This is a genomic window from Micromonospora sp. ABR4_055 (assembly GCF_056160425.1).
In genome coordinates, this window is sequence record NZ_JBSWXD010000027.1 from 1 (window position 1) to 15,350 (window position 15,350).

A 15,350-nucleotide genomic window follows, 5' to 3' on the forward strand; every position below is an offset into this window, starting at 1 on the left:
CCCCCCCCCCCCCCACCCCCCCCCCCCCCCCAGATAACCTGCTATGTCTCGGGGGCTCGGAGAGGTGCGGAACAGACAGGACCGGCACCGGCCGGCCGGTCGGTGCCGGCACCGACCGCGGTCAGCCGAACCGGCCGGTGATGTAGTCCTCGGTCGCCTTGACCTTCGGGTTGCTGAAGATCCGCTGCGTGTCGTCCATCTCGATCAGCTTGCCGGGGTGGCCGGTGCCGGCGATGTTGAAAAAGCCGGTCCGGTCGCTGACCCGGGCCGCCTGCTGCATGTTGTGCGTGACGATGACGATGGTGAACTCGGTCTTCAGCTGGTGCATCAGGTCCTCGATGGCGAGGGTGGAGATCGGGTCCAGCGCGGAGCACGGCTCGTCCATCAGCAGCACCGCCGGCTTGACGGCGATTGCCCGGGCGATGCACAGCCGCTGCTGCTGCCCGCCGGAGAGGCTGGAGCCGGGCCGGCCCAGCCGGTCCTTGACCTCCTCCCACAGGTTGGCGCCGCGCAGCGTCTGCTCGACCAGTTCGTCGAGGTCGGCCTTGCGCATCCGACCGCCGTTGAGCTTCACCCCGGCCGCCACGTTGTCGTAGATCGACATCGTCGGGAACGGGTTGGGACGCTGGAACACCATGCCGACCTGCCGCCGTACCGCGACCGGGTCGACGCCGATGCCGTACAGGTCGTCGCCGTCCATGGCGACCTTGCCGGTCACCCGTCCACCGGGCACCACTTCGTGCATCCGATTCAGCGAGCGGAGGAAGGTCGACTTGCCGCAGCCGGACGGGCCGATCAACGCCGTCACGGAACGCGGCTCGATGGTCATGTCGACCTGCTCCACGGCCTTGAAGTTGCCGTAGAAGATGTCGAGGTCGGAGACTTCGATGCGCTTGGCCACTTGAGGGGTCCTTTCCGCGGTCAGCGGCTGGTCGGCAGGGAGAAGAAGCGGGAGATCAGCCGGGCCACCAGGTTGAGGCCCATGACGATGACGAACAGGGTGAGCGCCGCCGCCCACGCGCGCTCCACACCGAACTCCGGCCGGGCGCCGGGGATGCTGTACGAGTAGTAGGTGAAGATCGGCAGCGAGGACATCCGGCCGTCGAACAGGTTCCAGTTGGTTGCCGTGGTGCTGCCGGTGATGATCAGCAGCGGGGCGGTCTCGCCGATCACCCGGGCGATGGCGATGGTCACGCCGGTGGCGATGCCCGGAGCGGCGGTCCGCAGCACCACCCGTAGCACAGTGCGCCACTTCGGCACGCCGAGCGCGTACGACGCTTCGCGCAGCTCGTTCGGCACCAGCTTGAGCATCTCCTCGACCGAACGGACCACCACCGGCACCATCAGCACCGACAGGGCGACGGCACCGCCGAGGCCGAACCGGATGCTCGGGCCGAAGAAGATCGCGAAGAAGGCGAACGCGAACAGACCTGCCACGATGGACGGGATACCGGTCATCACGTCGACCAGCAGGGTGACCCACCGGGCCAGCCGGCCCTTGCCGTACTCGACCAGGTAGACGGCGCACATCACGCCGATCGGGACCGAGATCAGGGTGGCCGCGCCGGTGATCATCAGGGTGCCGACGATGGCGTGCAGCGCCCCGCCGCCTTCACCCAGCACGCCCCGCATGTCGCTGCTGAGGAAGGTCCCGTCGAACCGGTGGATGCCGTTCTGGGTGACGGTGATCATCAACGACAGCAGCGGCAGCATCGCGAGGGCGAAGGCGAGGCTGACCAGTACGGTGACGAACCGGTCCTTGGCCCGGCGGCCGCCTTCGACCTGCCAGGAGACCGCCGGCAGGGCCACCATGACGAGCAGTACACCGATGGCCAACGAGAGCGGGATGGCCAGCCCGAGGCTGAGGCCGCCGACCAGGCCTACCGACAGGCTGCCGCTGACCACCGCCCACGGTGCCCACTTCGGCAGTACGCCGCTGGTCAGCGTGCTGGTGACGGGTGCCCGGGGCGGGGTGATGGTGGTCATGCGTTCGCTCCCGAGAAGTCGCGCCGACGGGCGACGACGGCCCGGGCGGCGAAGTTGACGACGAAGGTCAGCGCGAACAGCACCAGGCCGGTGGCGATCAGCGCGTTCACCGCGAGCCCGCTGGACTCGGGGAAGTCCAACGCGATGTTGGCGGCGATGGTGCTGCTGTTGACCGAGTCGATCAGGTTGATGGTGATCACGTCGGAGGCGGAGAGCACCATCGCGACGGCCAGCGTCTCACCGAGCGCCCGGCCCAGCCCGAGCATGCTGCCGCTGATGATCCCGGACCGGCCGAACGGCAGCACGGTCATCCGGATCATCTCCCAGCGGGTGGCGCCGAGCGCCAGGGAGGCTTCCTCCTGCAGCCGGGGGGTCTGCAGGAAGACCTCCCGGTTCACCGCGGTCATGATCGGCAGGATCATCACCGCCAGCACCAGACCGGCGGTCAGCATGGTCCGGCCGGTGGCTGAGGCAGGGCCGGCGAAGAACGGGATGAAGCCGAGGTGCTCCTCCAGCCAGCGGTAGACCGGGACGATGTTCGGGGCGAGGAAGAAGATGCCCCACAGTCCGTACACGACGCTGGGCACGGCGGCCAGCAGGTCGACCAGGTAGCCCAGACCGGCGGCGATCCTGCGCGGCGCGTAGTGCGAGATGAACAGCGCGATGCCGATCGCCAGCGGGGTGGCGACCACCAGCGCGATCACCGCGGCGAGGACCGTGCCGAACAGCAGCGGGGTGACGTACGCGATGAATCCTTCGCCGCCGGGCAGCTCCTCGGGGTCGGCGACCAGGGCGGGGAGGCCCTCGTAGAGCAGGAAGGCCGCGACCGCGGCGAGGGTGACCAGGATGAGCACACCGGCGCCGACGGCGGTGCCGGAGAAGATCTGGTCACCGATCCGCTTGCCGGACCGGCCCCGGCGACGCGTCTCCGCGTCCGGCGGCTCGCCCGTTGACGTGCCGCGCGGCGAGTCGCCGCCGGGCGGCGGATCACTCGATGGGGTACCGCTCTGCGCGGTGGCGGGCTTTGTCACGGATTACGCCTCCTCAGGCCGTGTCGTGACGGGCGGTACGGGATACGCCGCAGGTCCGGACGGCCACCGGGTGACCGTCCGGACCTGGGTCGCAGGGGCTGGACGTGGTGCTCGACTCAGCCGGCGACAGTGATCGCGTCCAGCGCGGACTGCGCCTGGCTGCGCAGCTCGTCGGAGATCGGCGCGGAGCCGGCGTTCTCGGCGGCGGCCTGCTGGCCTTCCTCGCTGATCACGTACGAGTAGAAGGCCTTCACCAGGTCAACCGTCTCCTGGCTGTCGTAGGTGACGCAGGCCAGCTGGTAGGAAACCAGCACGATCGGGTAGACGCCGGCCTCGGCGGTGTCCCGGGGCAGGTCGATGGCGAAGCTGAACTCCGGACGACCAGGAACGGTCTCGGCGGCGTCGACGACGGCGGCGGCCGCCTCGGCCGAGTACTCGACGAAGTCCTCGCCCACCTGGACCGCGGCGACGCCGAGATCGCCGGCGAGAGAGGCGTCAATGTAGCCGATGGTGCCCTCGCCACCGCGCAGCGCGGCGGCGACGCCCTGGTTCTGCGGGGCGGCCTCGCCGCCCGCTGCGGGCCAGTTGCCGTCAACCTCGTACGGCCAGTCGGCCGGCGCGGCCTTGGCCAGGTAGTCGACGAAGTTCTCGGTGGTGCCCGACTCGTCCGAGCGGTGCACCGTGGTGATCGCCAGGTCGGGCAGCGCGGCGTCCGGGTTGAGCTCGGCGATCGCCGGGTCGTTCCAGTTGGTGATCTTGACGTCGAAGATCCGGGCCATCACCGACGGCGACAGGTTCAGCGTCTCGACGCCCGGCAGGTTGTACGCCACGGCGATCGGGCTGATGTAGCCGGGGAACTCGATGAAGCCCTGCTCGCCGCAGGTCTCCAGGGCGGCGGCGATCTCTTCCTCGTCGAGGTACGCGTCGGTGCCGCCGAACTGGGTGCCGCCGCTGGTGAACTGCTCGCGGCCACCGCCGGAGCCGATCGGGTCGTAGGTGACGGTCGCGTCCGGAGCGACGGAGGTGAATCCGGCGATCCACGCCTCCATCGCGGCGCCCTGGGATGAGGCGCCGGCGCCAGCGAGGTTCCCGCTGACCGAGGTGTCGGAGCCGTTGCCAGACTCCGAGCCGTTGTCGCCGTCGTCGCCGCACGCGGCCACGCCGAGGGTAAGCATGACGGCGGCCGGCAGGGCGGCCAGCCGGAGGGACTTACGATTCACGGTGCGTTGCCTCTCTGAGGTCGGGTGGCGAGTCGCCGCCCAGGGGTCGCGGGGGCGAGTTCACCGTCTCGAACGCCGAGGACGGTACGAGCCGTGGCTAAACTGCCGACCGGACCATGGTGAACAGAAGGTGAACGGGGGTTGTATGGTCGCCGTCCGAGCCAAGCCCACGCTCGACTGTGACCGACGTCGCATCTCGGCCGACGCATTTCACCGGCCTGCGTCGGTGATCAGCTCCCAGGCCGACCGCGCCGCACCAGCCGCCAGCGGCGGGCCTGCTCGGCGGGAAGCTGGTAGCCGACCGCGTTGGACCTGCCGGTACCGGTCCGGGCCATCCGCTGCAACGGCAGCCCCCACTTCGGATAGTCGTGGTACGCCTTGACGATCCTGGTCAGCCCACCGAGCGCGCCGATCACCTTGTCGACCGGGCTGCCGAGCCGCGCCGCGAGGTCACCGACCGACATGGTCTCGCCGGGGTGCTCGGCGAGCAGGTCGAGGATCGCGAACACGGTCTGGTGCGTCCGGGACCGACCCTGGGCGAACCGGCGCAACTCCTCGACCGGCCACTCCTTGGCGGCGCGGGCGGTGGACCGGGCCCGCCGGGCTGGCTTCGGGATCGGCCTGGGTCGCCGGTCGAGCTCCTCGATCAGCCGGGCGATGTGCGAGACGTACTCGGCGGGCACGGCAAGATGCACGAGGTCGTCGGCGTCCGTCGGCGCACCCCGCGCGGCTGAGGTCCCTGGTCGTGGAGCCATCTGTCCCGTCCGGTAGCGGTGGCGGGCGAGGACCGCCCGGCACCCTGTCGCGTTCGTGCGCGCCAAAGTATCACCGCTTGGTAACGCAAGATCATCTATCCGGATCAGGGCTTGACAACCGCGAAACTGACCGTCCCGTCCGGATCGACGTACAGCTGAGGGGTGACCGGTACGGCCGGATCCCGGCTGGCGGCGGCCGCGAAGACGGCACCCGGGTCGGCGCAGCCGGCGACCTCGTCGAGCGTCACCCGGGTGGGTGGCAGCAGCTGCCAGTCGCCGGTCTCCGCCCGGTCCAGGGCGAGCCTCGGCCGGACCCACAGCGTCTCATCCGCCTCACCGGACACGTCCCGGGTCGCCTGCCCGACCGGCAGCCGGGCCACGAAGAAGTGGGCGTCGAACCGGCGTGGCTCGAAGTCCGGGGTGATCCACCTGCTCCACGCGGCCAGCAGGTCCGACCGCAGGGTCAGCCGCCGACGGCGCAGCAGCTCCGCGAAGCTCAACGTCCGGGCGAGCAGGGCCTGCCGGTCGACCTCCCACTCCGGACCGTCCACCGCGTCGACCACAGTGGTCTCGTCCGGGCCGGCCAGCAGCACCCCGGACTCCTCGAACACCTCCCGGGCGGCGGCGCAGACCACCGCCTGCGCCTGGTCCGGTGGACACCCCAGCCGCGCCGCCCAGTGCTCCGGGTCCGGCCCGGCCCAGTCCAGCTCGCCTGCGGCGTCGGAGGGATCCACCCCGCCGCCGGGGAACGCGTACACCCCGCCGAAGGCGACAGCCGCCACCCGCCGGATCAGGTAGACCTCGAACCCGGGGCCGCCGGGCGCCCCCGTCGGCCCCGGATCCGTCGTCGGGCGCAGCAGCAGCACGGTCGCGGCGACCCGCGGTCGTACCGGTTCCCGGCCGGCCGCGTAGAACCGGCTGGCCTGCTCGACCATCGCCTCGGGTACGGCGAACAGCATCGGATCGGGTGGCGCGGCGAAAGCCGTGACATCGTCGTCGGTGGGCACGCGCCGAGCGTAGGTCGTCGCCCGGCAGACCGGCCAGCACGCCCCGCCGTCGCCGCGCACGGACTCGCTGGCTAGCGTGCCTGGCATGACTCGTTGGGGAATCCTCGCCACCGGCGGCATCGCCGCCCGCTTCGTCGAAGACCTGCAGTTGCTGCCCGACGCCGAGGTGCTGGCGGTCGGTTCCCGCTCGGTTGCCAGCGCGCAGGCGTTCGCCGACCGCTACGGCATTCCCCGGGCGTACGGATCCTGGGACGAGCTCGCCGCGGACGGTGACGTCGACGTCGTCTACGTGGCGACGCCGCACTCGGCGCACCACGCCGCGACCATGACCTGTCTGGCCGCCGGCCGGGCGGTGCTGTGCGAGAAGCCGTTCACCCTCGACCTGGCCAGCAGCACCGAGCTGGTGGAGACCGCCCGGGCCCGGGACGTTTTCCTGATGGAGGCCATGTGGATGCGGTGCAACCCGACCGTACGCCGGGTGTGCGAGCTAATCGACGACGGCGCGATCGGTGAGGTCGTCTCGGTGCACGCCGACTTCGGCCTGGCCGGGCCGTTCGCGCCGGAGAGCCGGATGCGCGACCGCGCGCTCGGCGGCGGCGCCCTGCTCGACCTGGGCATCTACCCGGTGAGCCTGGCGCATCTGGTGCTCGGCCGGCCGGACTCGGTGCGCTCCTGGGCGAAACTCACCCCGGAGGGCGTGGACCAGAACACCGGCGTGCTGCTGGGCTACGAGTCGGGCGCGGTGGCCGCGTTGACCTGCGGCATCGTCGGGGCTACCCCGGTGACGGCGACGATCACCGGTAGCACCGGCCGGATCTCGCTGCCCGACCCGTTCATCTGCCCGAGCGAGTTCACGCTCCGCCGGGGCACCGGCGACCCCGAGGTGGTGCGGGTGGTCGAGCCGGCCGGCAACGGTTACCAGTACGAGGCGGCCGAGGTGCACCGCTGCCTGGCCGCCGGTCTGCGGGAGAGTCCGCTGGTGCCGCATGCGGTGTCCCTCGAGGTCATGGAGCTGCTGGACACGATCCGTGGCCAGATCGGCGTCAGCTACGACTGATTCCGGTCGGGAGTTGGCTGATCCGGTCTGCCGGCCGGGTCACAACGCTCGCCCGGCTTGACTCCGCCGAATACCTCAGCAATCATTGAGTCAATGAACGCTGAGGCAAGTCACCGTGCCGATGACCGGCCGCCACCCGCCCGCCCGCTGGAGCGGCGCGCCCGGGTGCACGCCGGGCAGTTGGAGCGGCGCGCCCGGGTGCACGCCGCGCTCGGCGACCCGGCCCGGCTGGCCATGGTCGACCTGCTGCACCTCGGCGACGCCGCCCCCGGCGAGCTGGGCCGACGGCTCGGGCTGCCGAGCAACCTGGTCGCCCACCACGTCAAGGTCCTGCAGGAAGCAGGCCTGCTGCGCCGCGCCCGGTCCGAGGGCGACCGCCGCCGCAGCTACCTGCAACTGGTGCCGGACGTCCTCGCCGGGCTGGCCCCACCGCCGCTGGCCGGCGTCGACCGGGTGGTCTTCGTCTGCACCCACAACTCGGCCCGTTCCCAGCTCGCCGCAGCACTCTGGCAGCGCACCGGCCCGACCCCGGCCGCCTCGGCCGGCACCCGACCGGCGACCCGGGTGCACCCCCGGGCGGTGGCGCTGGCCCGCCGGCTCGAGCTCGACCTCGACCCGGCCCGCACCGCACACGTGTCGGCCGTCATCGGCGACGGCGACCTGGTCGTCGCCGTCTGCGACAACGCCCACGAGGAGCTCACCGGGGCCGGCGCGCCCGACCTGCACTGGTCGGTGCCGGACCCGGTCCGGGTGGACACCGACGCCGCCTTCGAAGCCGCGTACGCCGACCTCGCCGGCCGGGTCCACCGGCTGGCACCCGCCATCACCAGCCGGGCCACCGCCCCCACGTCCACCGGAGCCCACCATGTCTGACGTCACCGATGCCGTCCGCCCCGACCTGTCCATCGACCAGCAGGTGGCGCTGCGTACCGCAGCGACCCGGCTGGCCCGGGAGTTCGACGGCACCTACAACACCGAGACGATCGAACGGTTCCTGGCGTCCAGCTACGACCAGTTCGCCACCGGCAGCACCATCCCCAACTATCTGCCGCTGCTCGCCGAGCGGTTCGCCCGGCAACGGCTGCAGGCCCTGGCCCGGGTCGAGGGCCTGCACTCCGACGGCCGCCCGGTGGTGCTCTTCCTGTGCACCCACAACGCCGGCCGCAGCCAGATGGCGCTCGGGTTCCTCACCCACCTGGCCGGGGACACGGTGGTCGCCTGGTCCGGCGGCAGCGAGCCGGGCCACGAGGTCAACCGGGCGGCGATCGCGGCGATGGCCGAACGCGGCATCGACATCTCCGGCGAGTACCCGAAGCCGTGGACCGACGAGGTGGTCCGCGCCGCCGACGTGGTGGTCACCATGGGCTGCGGTGACGCCTGCCCGGTCTTCCCCGGCACCCGGTACGAGAACTGGGAGCTGGACGACCCGGCCGGGCAGGACGTCGACGGCGTACGGCCGATCCGCGACGAGATCGAGCGCCGGGTCCGCCGGCTGCTGGACGACCTACAGAAAGTGGAGAACGCGTGAACCCGATCGCACTCTGGCGACGGCTGCTGGCCGAGTTCGCCGGCACCGCCCTGCTGGTCACCTCGGTGGTCGGTTCCGGGGTGATGGCCCAGACGTTGTCGCCGGACGACGTCGGGCTGCAGCTGCTGCAGAACTCGATCGCCACCGCCTTCGCGCTCGGCGCGCTGATCCTGATCTTCGGGCCGGTCTCCGGCGGGCACTTCAACCCGGTCGTCTCGACCGCCGACTGGTTCCTCGGACGACGCAGCCGCACCGGTCTGACCCTGCCGGATCTGACCGGCTACGTCGCCGCGCAGGTGACCGGCGGCATTGCCGGGGCGATCCTGGCCAACCTGATGTTCGCCCTGCCGGCGGTGACCTGGTCCACCAAGGAGCGGTCGGCGGGCAACCTGTGGCTCGGCGAGGTGGTCGCCACCGCCGGCCTGGTCCTGCTGGTCTTCGCGCTGGCCCGGTCGGGCCGGGCCGGCGCAGCACCGGCTGCGGTCGGTGCCTACATCGGTGCCGCCTACTGGTTCACCTCGTCGACGTCGTTCGCCAACCCGGCGGTGACGATCGGCCGGGGCTTCACCGACACCTTCGCCGGCATCCAGCCCGCCTCGATCCCGGCGTTCCTGGTCGCCCAGGTCGTCGGGCTCGCCATCGGAGTCGCCCTGCTGCTGGCGCTCTACCCGGGGGTGGGACACGCCGCCGACCAGGTCGTGGTGCCGGCCGAGCCCGCCCAGCCGACAGATCCCGCTCTGGCGACCACCCGACGCTGACCCGTTGCCCCACACCCCTCGAAGGAGACACCGTGAGCAAGCCCAGTGTGCTGTTCGTCTGCGTACACAATGCGGGCCGGTCCCAGATGGCCGCCGGCTGGCTGCGTCACCTCGGCGGCGACGCGGTCGAGGTCCGCTCGGCCGGCTCCGCGCCGGCCGAGACGGTCAACCCGGCGGCGGTCGAGGCGATGCGTGAGGTCGGCATCGACATCACCGACCAGACCCCGAAGCGGCTGGAGTGGTCCACCGCCGAGTCCTCCGACGTTATCGTCACGATGGGCTGCGGCGACGCCTGCCCGGTCTTCCCCGGCAAGCGGTACGAGGACTGGCAGTTGCCCGACCCGGCCGGTAAGGGCGTCGAGGCGGTCCGGCCGATCCGCGACGAGATCCGCCGTCGGATCGAGGCGCTGCTCGCCGACCTGGTCCCAACGACCCGGGTCAGCTGAACAGCGGGCGGACGACGAAGTACATCACCGCGCCGATGCTGCCGGCCGCCGGGAAGGTCAGGATCCAGGCGCCGACGATGTTGCCGGCGACGTTCCACCGTACGGCCGACAATCGCTTGGTCACCCCGACGCCCATGATGGCCGAGGTGATGGTGTGCGTGGTGGAGATCGGTGCGCCGAGCACCAGGGCGTTGAAGTAGAGCACCGAGCTGGCGACGGTCTCGGCGGCGAACCCCTCCGGCGGCCGCAGGTCGATGATCTTGCGACCAAGGGTACGGATGATCCGCCAGCCACCGGCGTACGTACCCAGCGCCAGCACGGTCGCCGAGGTCCAGAAGACCCATTCCGGGATGGTCTCGGCGTCGGACTGGAACCCGCCGACGAACAGCGCCAGCACCACGATGCCGATGGTCTTCGCGGCGTCCTGCATGCCGTGCCCGACCGACATCGCCGCCGCCGAGATCGACTGGGCGATCCGGAAGCCCCGGTTGAGCTTGCCGGGCTGCCCGTTGCGGAAGATCCACTGCACGGCGAGCATGACCAGGAAGCCGAGGGCGAAGCCGACCAGTGGGGAGAGCACCATCGGTGCGACCACATCGCCGGCGATGCCGCCCCACAGCACGGTGCCGGAGGCGGCGATGGTGGCGCCGACCAGGCCGCCGATCAACGCGTGGGACGACGACGAGGGCAGCCCGAAGTACCAGGTGATCAGGTTCCAGGTGATCGCGCCGACCACGCCGGCGAAGACGATTCCGAGGCTGGAGACGCCGGCCGGCAGCTCGACCAGGCCGCTGCCGACGGTCTTGGCCACCTCGGCGCCGAAGTGGGCGCCGATGAAGTTGCCGACCGCGGCCATGATCAGGGCGACCCGTGGGGTGAGTGCCCGGGTGGAGATGCTGGTGGCGATGGCGTTTGCCGCGTCGTGGAACCCGTTGGTGTAGTCGAAGACCATGGCAACGGTGATCACCGCGAGGACGGCGATGAGTTCGGCGCTCACCCGGCTCAGGACTCCTTGACCGCGATGGTCTCGACTGTGTTGGCCACGTGCTCGAAGGCGTCGCAGGCGGCCTCCAGCTCGTCGGCGACCTCCTTCATCTTCAGCACGGTGAGCGCGTCGTACTCGCCGGAGAAGAGGCGGACCAGCAGCATCCGGTACGACCGGTCGCCCTCGTTCTCCAGCCGGTTGCACTCGATCCAGTAGTCGTCGAGGTCCTTCATCGCCCGCAGCCGGGGCATCGCGTCGGCGGTCACCCGGGCCTGCTGGTCGAGCACCGCGATCAGCTCGTGCATCTCCCGGGGCAGCGACGGCAGCTGGGTCAGCCCGTAGAGGTAGAGCAGGTTGCCGACCGCCTCCAGGTGGTCCATCACGTCGTCGAGCTGGCTGCCCAGCCGGTAGATGTCCTCCCGGTCGAACGGGGTGATGAACGCCGAGTTGATCTTCTTGTAGAGGTCGTGGGTGATCTGGTCGCTGTCATGCTCGACCTCGGTGAGCCGCTCACTGACCGACTGGACGTCGACTCCGGGCAGGGCGAGTTCGTTGAGCAGCTCGGTGCCCCGCACGAGGTTCTGCGCGGCCTTGGTGAACAGTTCATAGAAGGCGCCCTCGACCGGGCGGAAGGAGAACTTCACAGCGCAGACCTCGTCGGAGACGGTGGGGAACAGGGGCTGGCCACGGGAAACGCCCGCGCGCTCTGCAGGGAATGCTAGGTAACAGCGAATCGCGTCTGCTCGCGGCCCACCCCTGTACACCCACAGGTCAGTCTTTGTTCATCCACCGTTCACTTTCAGTCCGTCCCCGGCGAGCAGCCGGGCGTGCTCCTTGCGCAGGTCGAAACGAGCTGGCGGGTAGCTCAGGTCCAGATCCGCGAAGTGCTCCCGGAGCAGGTGCGCCAGCGCCCAGTCCCGGTACCACTTGCGGTCGGCCGGCACCACGAACCAGGGCGCGGCGTCCGTGGCGCACCGGCTCAACGCCTCCGTGTACGCGGCCTGGTAGTCCGGCCACTTGCTGCGCGCGTCCACATCGCCCGGGTGGTACTTCCAGTGCTTGGTCGGATCGGTCAACCGGGACAACAGCCGCTCCCGCTGCTCCGCGTACGAGATGTGCAGGAACACCTTGATCAGCACGAACCCCTCGTCGACCAGCCCGGCCTCGAATTCGTTGATCTCGTCGTAGCGGGCCCGCCAGGTCTCCTCCGGCACCAGCGACTCGACCCGTACGACCAGCACGTCCTCGTAGTGTGACCGATCGAACACCCCGACCTGGCCGGCGTCCGGCAACGCCCGGCGGATCCGCCACAGGAAGTGGTGCGCCAGCTCCTCCTCGGTAGGCGGCCCGAAGGCCCGGATCCGCAGGCCGAGCGGGTTCATCGCGCCGGCCACCCGCTTCACCGCGCCGCCCTTGCCGCCGCAGTCCATCGCCTGCAGCACCAGCAGCACCCGCCGGCCGGCCGCGTCGCCGGCGACCGCCTGGGCGTGCAGCATCTCCTGCTGCTCGGCCAGTTCGTCGCCGATGCGGCGGACCTCGGCGCGGGCCCACGACTTGCGGTCCGGCCCGGTCACCGACAGCGCCGGCAGCCCCGGCGTCGACCTCGGGTCGATCGCGGACAGGTCGAGCGGCCGGCCGGCGCCGACCCGTAGCAGTTCCCGGACAGGTGGCTCGTACAGGTCAGCAGTCATCAGCCGATCATCGCCCAGCCGGCCCCCGGCCGACCAGCCGACCGCTACCCGGCCGACCACCGGATCGGCCGGCCGACCAGCCGGTCGGGTCAGCAGACCAGCGCCAGCCACTTCCGGTAGGCCGAGGCGAACGGCTCGGTGCCGTCGCCGAGCGCGTCCTGCAACCAGCGGGCGGCGGCCCAGGCCGACTCCACCACGTCCTCCGGGTAGCCGTACCGCACCCGGTGCTCGGCGAACTCGTCCTCGTCGCGCAGCTCCACGAGGCCGGTCGCCCGACGCCGCACCACATCAAGATCAAGATCAATGAGGTGTACGGTGGACTCGTCCTCCCAGCGGGCCGGGCTGGCGATGTCGCAGTAGACCTCACTGGTGCGCGGCGGCGGGTTGAACATGCAGGTCCACCACTGCTCACGCGGCACCAGCAGGACGAACGGGATCTGCTCCACCGACGGGCGACCGTGGTAGATCGACTCGGTGCCCCGGGGCACGCCGAGCCACACGCCGACCTCGTCCTCAGTCAACCGGCGGGCCGGATAGTCCCGGTGGGCCGAACCGTCGTACTTGCGATAGACCACCCGTACGACATCGCTGGACATGTGTCGCACCTTAACGGATGGCCGCCCACCGGAAGGCAACGTGCAGGTGACGCCCCAGTGCCGGCGCCAGCGCCCGGGCGTCACCGGGCGTCACCGGGCGTCACCGGGCAACACCGGCCGGCACGCTGTGGATGACCGCCGAGGACGACGGTGGTGATCGGTACTGTCACCGGGTGACCCCTGCGACGACCACCAGCACCGCGTCCGCTCCGGCGGCCCCGCCGCGCCCGGCCGGCCGCTCCGGCACCGGTCGGCCGAGCGCCGCCCAGTTGCTCGCCGCCGCGGTCGGCGCGGTCCCCGGCGGCGCGGCTAGGCCCGGCCAGCAGGAGATGACGGCGGCGATCGCCGACGCCATCCGCACCCGGCACCACCTGCTCGTGCAGGCCGGCACCGGCACCGGCAAATCGCTGGCCTACCTGGCACCAGCGCTGACCGTCGACGGCCCGGTGGTGGTCTCCACCGCCACCCTGGCGCTGCAGTCCCAGCTGGTCGAGCACGACCTGCCCCGGCTCGCCGACGCGGTCGAGCCGATCCTGCGCCGCCGGCCCACCTTCGCCGTCCTCAAGGGCCGGCACCACTACCTGTGCCTGGCCCGGCTGGAGGACTCGGCCGAGGAGGAGCCGACCGACCTGTTCGACGCCGCCGGCGACAACGGCGGCGACGCTGGCGGCGGCAGCGGCGGCGGCACCCGCTGGTTGGGTGCCGCGAACCGGCTAGGCAAGCAGGTGCAACGGTTGCGCGACTGGGCGATGGAGACCGACACCGGCGACCGCGACGAGCTGGATCCCGGCGTCGACGACCAGGTGTGGCGGCAGGTGTCGATGCCGGCCCGGGAATGCGTCGGGGCGGCCCGCTGCCCGTACGGCGAGGAATGCTTCGCCGAGGCGTCCCGGTTCCGGGCCCGCGAGGCCGATGTGGTCGTCACCAACCACAGCCTGCTCGCCGTCGACATGCTCGCCGGCCGGCACATCGTGCCGCCGCACAAGCTGCTGATCGTCGACGAGGCCCACGAGCTGGCCGACCGGGTCTCGTCGGCCGCCCAGGCCGAGCTCACCCCGGACGTGATCGACCGGGCCGCCCGGCGGGCCCGGCCGCTGCTGCCGCCGGAGACCGCCGAGCAGCTCACCGAGGCCGGTGACGCCCTCGCCGTCGGGCTGGGCGAGTCGCCGGCCGGGCGGCTGACCAGCGGTCTGCCGCCAGCACTGCACGAGGCGTGCACCCTGCTGGAGTCGGCGACCCGGGCCGCGCTGGACAAGATCGGCGACATCAAGGCCGACGACCCGGACCCGGTGCGCAAACAGCAGGCCAAGTCGGTGCTGGACGAGCTCTCCACGACCGCCCAACGGCTGCTCGACGAGGCCGAACACGACGTCGCCTGGGTGGAGAAGCCGGACGGCCCGGCCGCCAACCGCCGGGCGCTGGTGGTGGCTCCGCTGTCGGTGGCCGGCACCCTGTCCAGCCACCTCTACGAGGAGCGGACCGTGGTGGCCACCTCCGCCACCCTGACCCTCGGCGGGCGGTTCGACACGGTGGCCCGGTCGCTGGGTCTGGAGACCGCTACCCCGGCCACCGAGCAGACCGAGGCGGTCACGGCCGACGATCTCAGCTGGCGGTCACTCGACGTCGGTTCCCCGTTCGACTACCCCAAGCAGGGCATCCTGTACGTCGCCGCGCACCTGCCCCGGCCGACCGTCTCCGGGCTGCCCGCCCAGGCCGGCGAGGAGCTGCTGTCGCTGATCGGCACACTCGGCGGCCGTACCCTCGGATTGTTTTCCTCCCGACGGGCCGCGCAGCAGGCCGCGGAGCTGGTCCGGGCGCGGACCGGGCTGACCGTGCACGTGCAGGGCGAGCAGGCGTTGCCGCTGCTGGTCCGCCGGTTCCGGGAGGACCAGGCGAGTTGCCTGTTCGGCGTGATGTCGCTGTGGCAGGGGGTGGACGTGCCCGGCGACGCCTGCCAGCTGGTGGTGATCGACCGGCTGCCGTTCCCTCGGCCGGACGAGCCGCTGGCCGCCGCCCGCGCCGCCGCTGTGGACGCCGCCGGCGGCTCCGGGTTTTCGGCGGTCAGCGTGCCGATCGCGGCGGTACGCCTGGCGCAGGGCGCCGGGCGGCTGATCCGGTCCACCGGTGACCGGGGCGTCGTGGCGGTACTGGACTCCCGGCTGGAGACCGCCCGTGGCTACGGTGCGTTCCTGCGCCGCTCGCTGCCGCCGTTCTGGTACACCACCCGGCCCGAGGTGGTGCAGGGCGCGCTGCGCCGACTCGCCGCCAGCTGACCCGCCGCGAGGTGGGC

Annotated in this window: 16 protein-coding genes; 6 read left to right on the forward strand and 10 right to left on the reverse strand. The window is 71.5% G+C overall.

All coding sequences use genetic code 11. From position 1 onward, the window contains the following. Positions 1 to 121 precede the first annotated feature (121 nt). The 6 genes from pstB to ACXAHD_RS09415 form a co-directional block, all read right to left on the reverse strand. Positions 122 to 901, reverse strand: a complete 780-nt coding sequence (gene pstB / locus ACXAHD_RS09390; protein WP_281552995.1) for a phosphate ABC transporter ATP-binding protein PstB — start codon at positions 899 to 901, stop codon at positions 122 to 124. Positions 902 to 921: 20 nt separating this feature from the next. Further along, positions 922 to 1,986: a phosphate ABC transporter permease PstA gene (pstA, locus tag ACXAHD_RS09395; RefSeq protein ID WP_281552994.1), complete on the reverse strand. Its 1,065-nt coding sequence runs from the start codon at positions 1,984 to 1,986 to the stop codon at positions 922 to 924. Next, positions 1,983 to 3,017, reverse strand: coding sequence for a phosphate ABC transporter permease subunit PstC (pstC, locus tag ACXAHD_RS09400; protein WP_281552993.1), 1,035 nt, complete (start codon positions 3,015 to 3,017; stop codon positions 1,983 to 1,985). The genes pstA and pstC overlap by 4 nt, the downstream gene beginning before the upstream one ends. A gap of 116 nt (positions 3,018 to 3,133) precedes the next feature. Then, entirely contained in the window at positions 3,134 to 4,237 is a 1,104-nt protein-coding gene (gene pstS, locus ACXAHD_RS09405; RefSeq protein WP_281552992.1) for a phosphate ABC transporter substrate-binding protein PstS, read from the reverse strand. 230 nt (positions 4,238 to 4,467) lie between these two features. Further along, on the reverse strand, positions 4,468 to 4,992 hold the full coding sequence (locus ACXAHD_RS09410; RefSeq protein WP_281552991.1) for a hypothetical protein: 525 nt from the start codon (positions 4,990 to 4,992) through the stop codon (positions 4,468 to 4,470). 104 nt (positions 4,993 to 5,096) lie between these two features. Then, positions 5,097 to 5,951, reverse strand: coding sequence for an NUDIX hydrolase (locus ACXAHD_RS09415; protein WP_475049848.1), 855 nt, complete (start codon positions 5,949 to 5,951; stop codon positions 5,097 to 5,099). Between the two features lie 133 nt (positions 5,952 to 6,084). Here ACXAHD_RS09415 and ACXAHD_RS09420 point away from each other — a divergent pair, with 133 nt between their 5' ends. The 5 genes from ACXAHD_RS09420 (at position 6,085) to ACXAHD_RS09440 (ending at position 9,788) form a co-directional block, all read left to right on the forward strand. Continuing rightward, entirely contained in the window at positions 6,085 to 7,056 is a 972-nt protein-coding gene (locus ACXAHD_RS09420; protein WP_281552990.1) for a Gfo/Idh/MocA family protein, read from the forward strand. A 93-nt stretch (positions 7,057 to 7,149) separates the two neighbouring features. Further along, positions 7,150 to 7,929: an arsenate reductase/protein-tyrosine-phosphatase family protein gene (locus ACXAHD_RS09425; RefSeq protein WP_281552989.1), complete on the forward strand. Its 780-nt coding sequence runs from the start codon at positions 7,150 to 7,152 to the stop codon at positions 7,927 to 7,929. After that, the gene (locus ACXAHD_RS09430) at positions 7,922 to 8,584 is read left to right on the forward strand and encodes an arsenate reductase ArsC (RefSeq protein WP_289212091.1); all 663 of its coding nucleotides are present in this window, start codon (positions 7,922 to 7,924) and stop codon (positions 8,582 to 8,584) included. The genes ACXAHD_RS09425 and ACXAHD_RS09430 overlap by 8 nt, the downstream gene beginning before the upstream one ends. After that, positions 8,581 to 9,342: an aquaporin gene (locus ACXAHD_RS09435; protein ID WP_281552988.1), complete on the forward strand. Its 762-nt coding sequence runs from the start codon at positions 8,581 to 8,583 to the stop codon at positions 9,340 to 9,342. The genes ACXAHD_RS09430 and ACXAHD_RS09435 overlap by 4 nt, the downstream gene beginning before the upstream one ends. A gap of 86 nt (positions 9,343 to 9,428) precedes the next feature. Continuing rightward, positions 9,429 to 9,788: an arsenate reductase ArsC gene (locus ACXAHD_RS09440; protein ID WP_289213693.1), complete on the forward strand. Its 360-nt coding sequence runs from the start codon at positions 9,429 to 9,431 to the stop codon at positions 9,786 to 9,788. Here ACXAHD_RS09440 and ACXAHD_RS09445 read toward each other — a convergent pair. The 4 genes from ACXAHD_RS09445 to ACXAHD_RS09460 all read right to left on the reverse strand — a co-directional run bounded on the left by ACXAHD_RS09445 (position 9,781) and on the right by ACXAHD_RS09460 (position 13,060). Next, positions 9,781 to 10,785, reverse strand: a complete 1,005-nt coding sequence (locus ACXAHD_RS09445) for an inorganic phosphate transporter (protein ID WP_282232420.1) — start codon at positions 10,783 to 10,785, stop codon at positions 9,781 to 9,783. The two genes, ACXAHD_RS09440 and ACXAHD_RS09445, sit on opposite strands and share 8 nt — an antisense overlap. A 5-nt stretch (positions 10,786 to 10,790) precedes the next feature. Continuing rightward, the gene (locus tag ACXAHD_RS09450) at positions 10,791 to 11,417 is read right to left on the reverse strand and encodes a DUF47 domain-containing protein (protein ID WP_281552986.1); all 627 of its coding nucleotides are present in this window, start codon (positions 11,415 to 11,417) and stop codon (positions 10,791 to 10,793) included. 138 nt (positions 11,418 to 11,555) lie between these two features. Beyond that, a complete protein-coding gene (locus tag ACXAHD_RS09455; RefSeq protein ID WP_289212090.1) occupies positions 11,556 to 12,464 on the reverse strand; it encodes a PPK2 family polyphosphate kinase in 909 nt (302 codons plus the stop codon). Positions 12,465 to 12,553: 89 nt separating this feature from the next. Beyond that, positions 12,554 to 13,060, reverse strand: a complete 507-nt coding sequence (locus ACXAHD_RS09460) for a DUF402 domain-containing protein (RefSeq protein ID WP_281552984.1) — start codon at positions 13,058 to 13,060, stop codon at positions 12,554 to 12,556. Between the two features lie 131 nt (positions 13,061 to 13,191). Between ACXAHD_RS09460 and ACXAHD_RS09465 the strand changes: the two genes are divergently transcribed. Beyond that, positions 13,192 to 15,333 (forward strand): ATP-dependent DNA helicase, encoded by a 2,142-nt coding sequence (locus ACXAHD_RS09465; RefSeq protein ID WP_475049807.1) that lies wholly within the window; start codon positions 13,192 to 13,194, stop codon positions 15,331 to 15,333. Positions 15,334 to 15,350 lie beyond the last annotated feature (17 nt).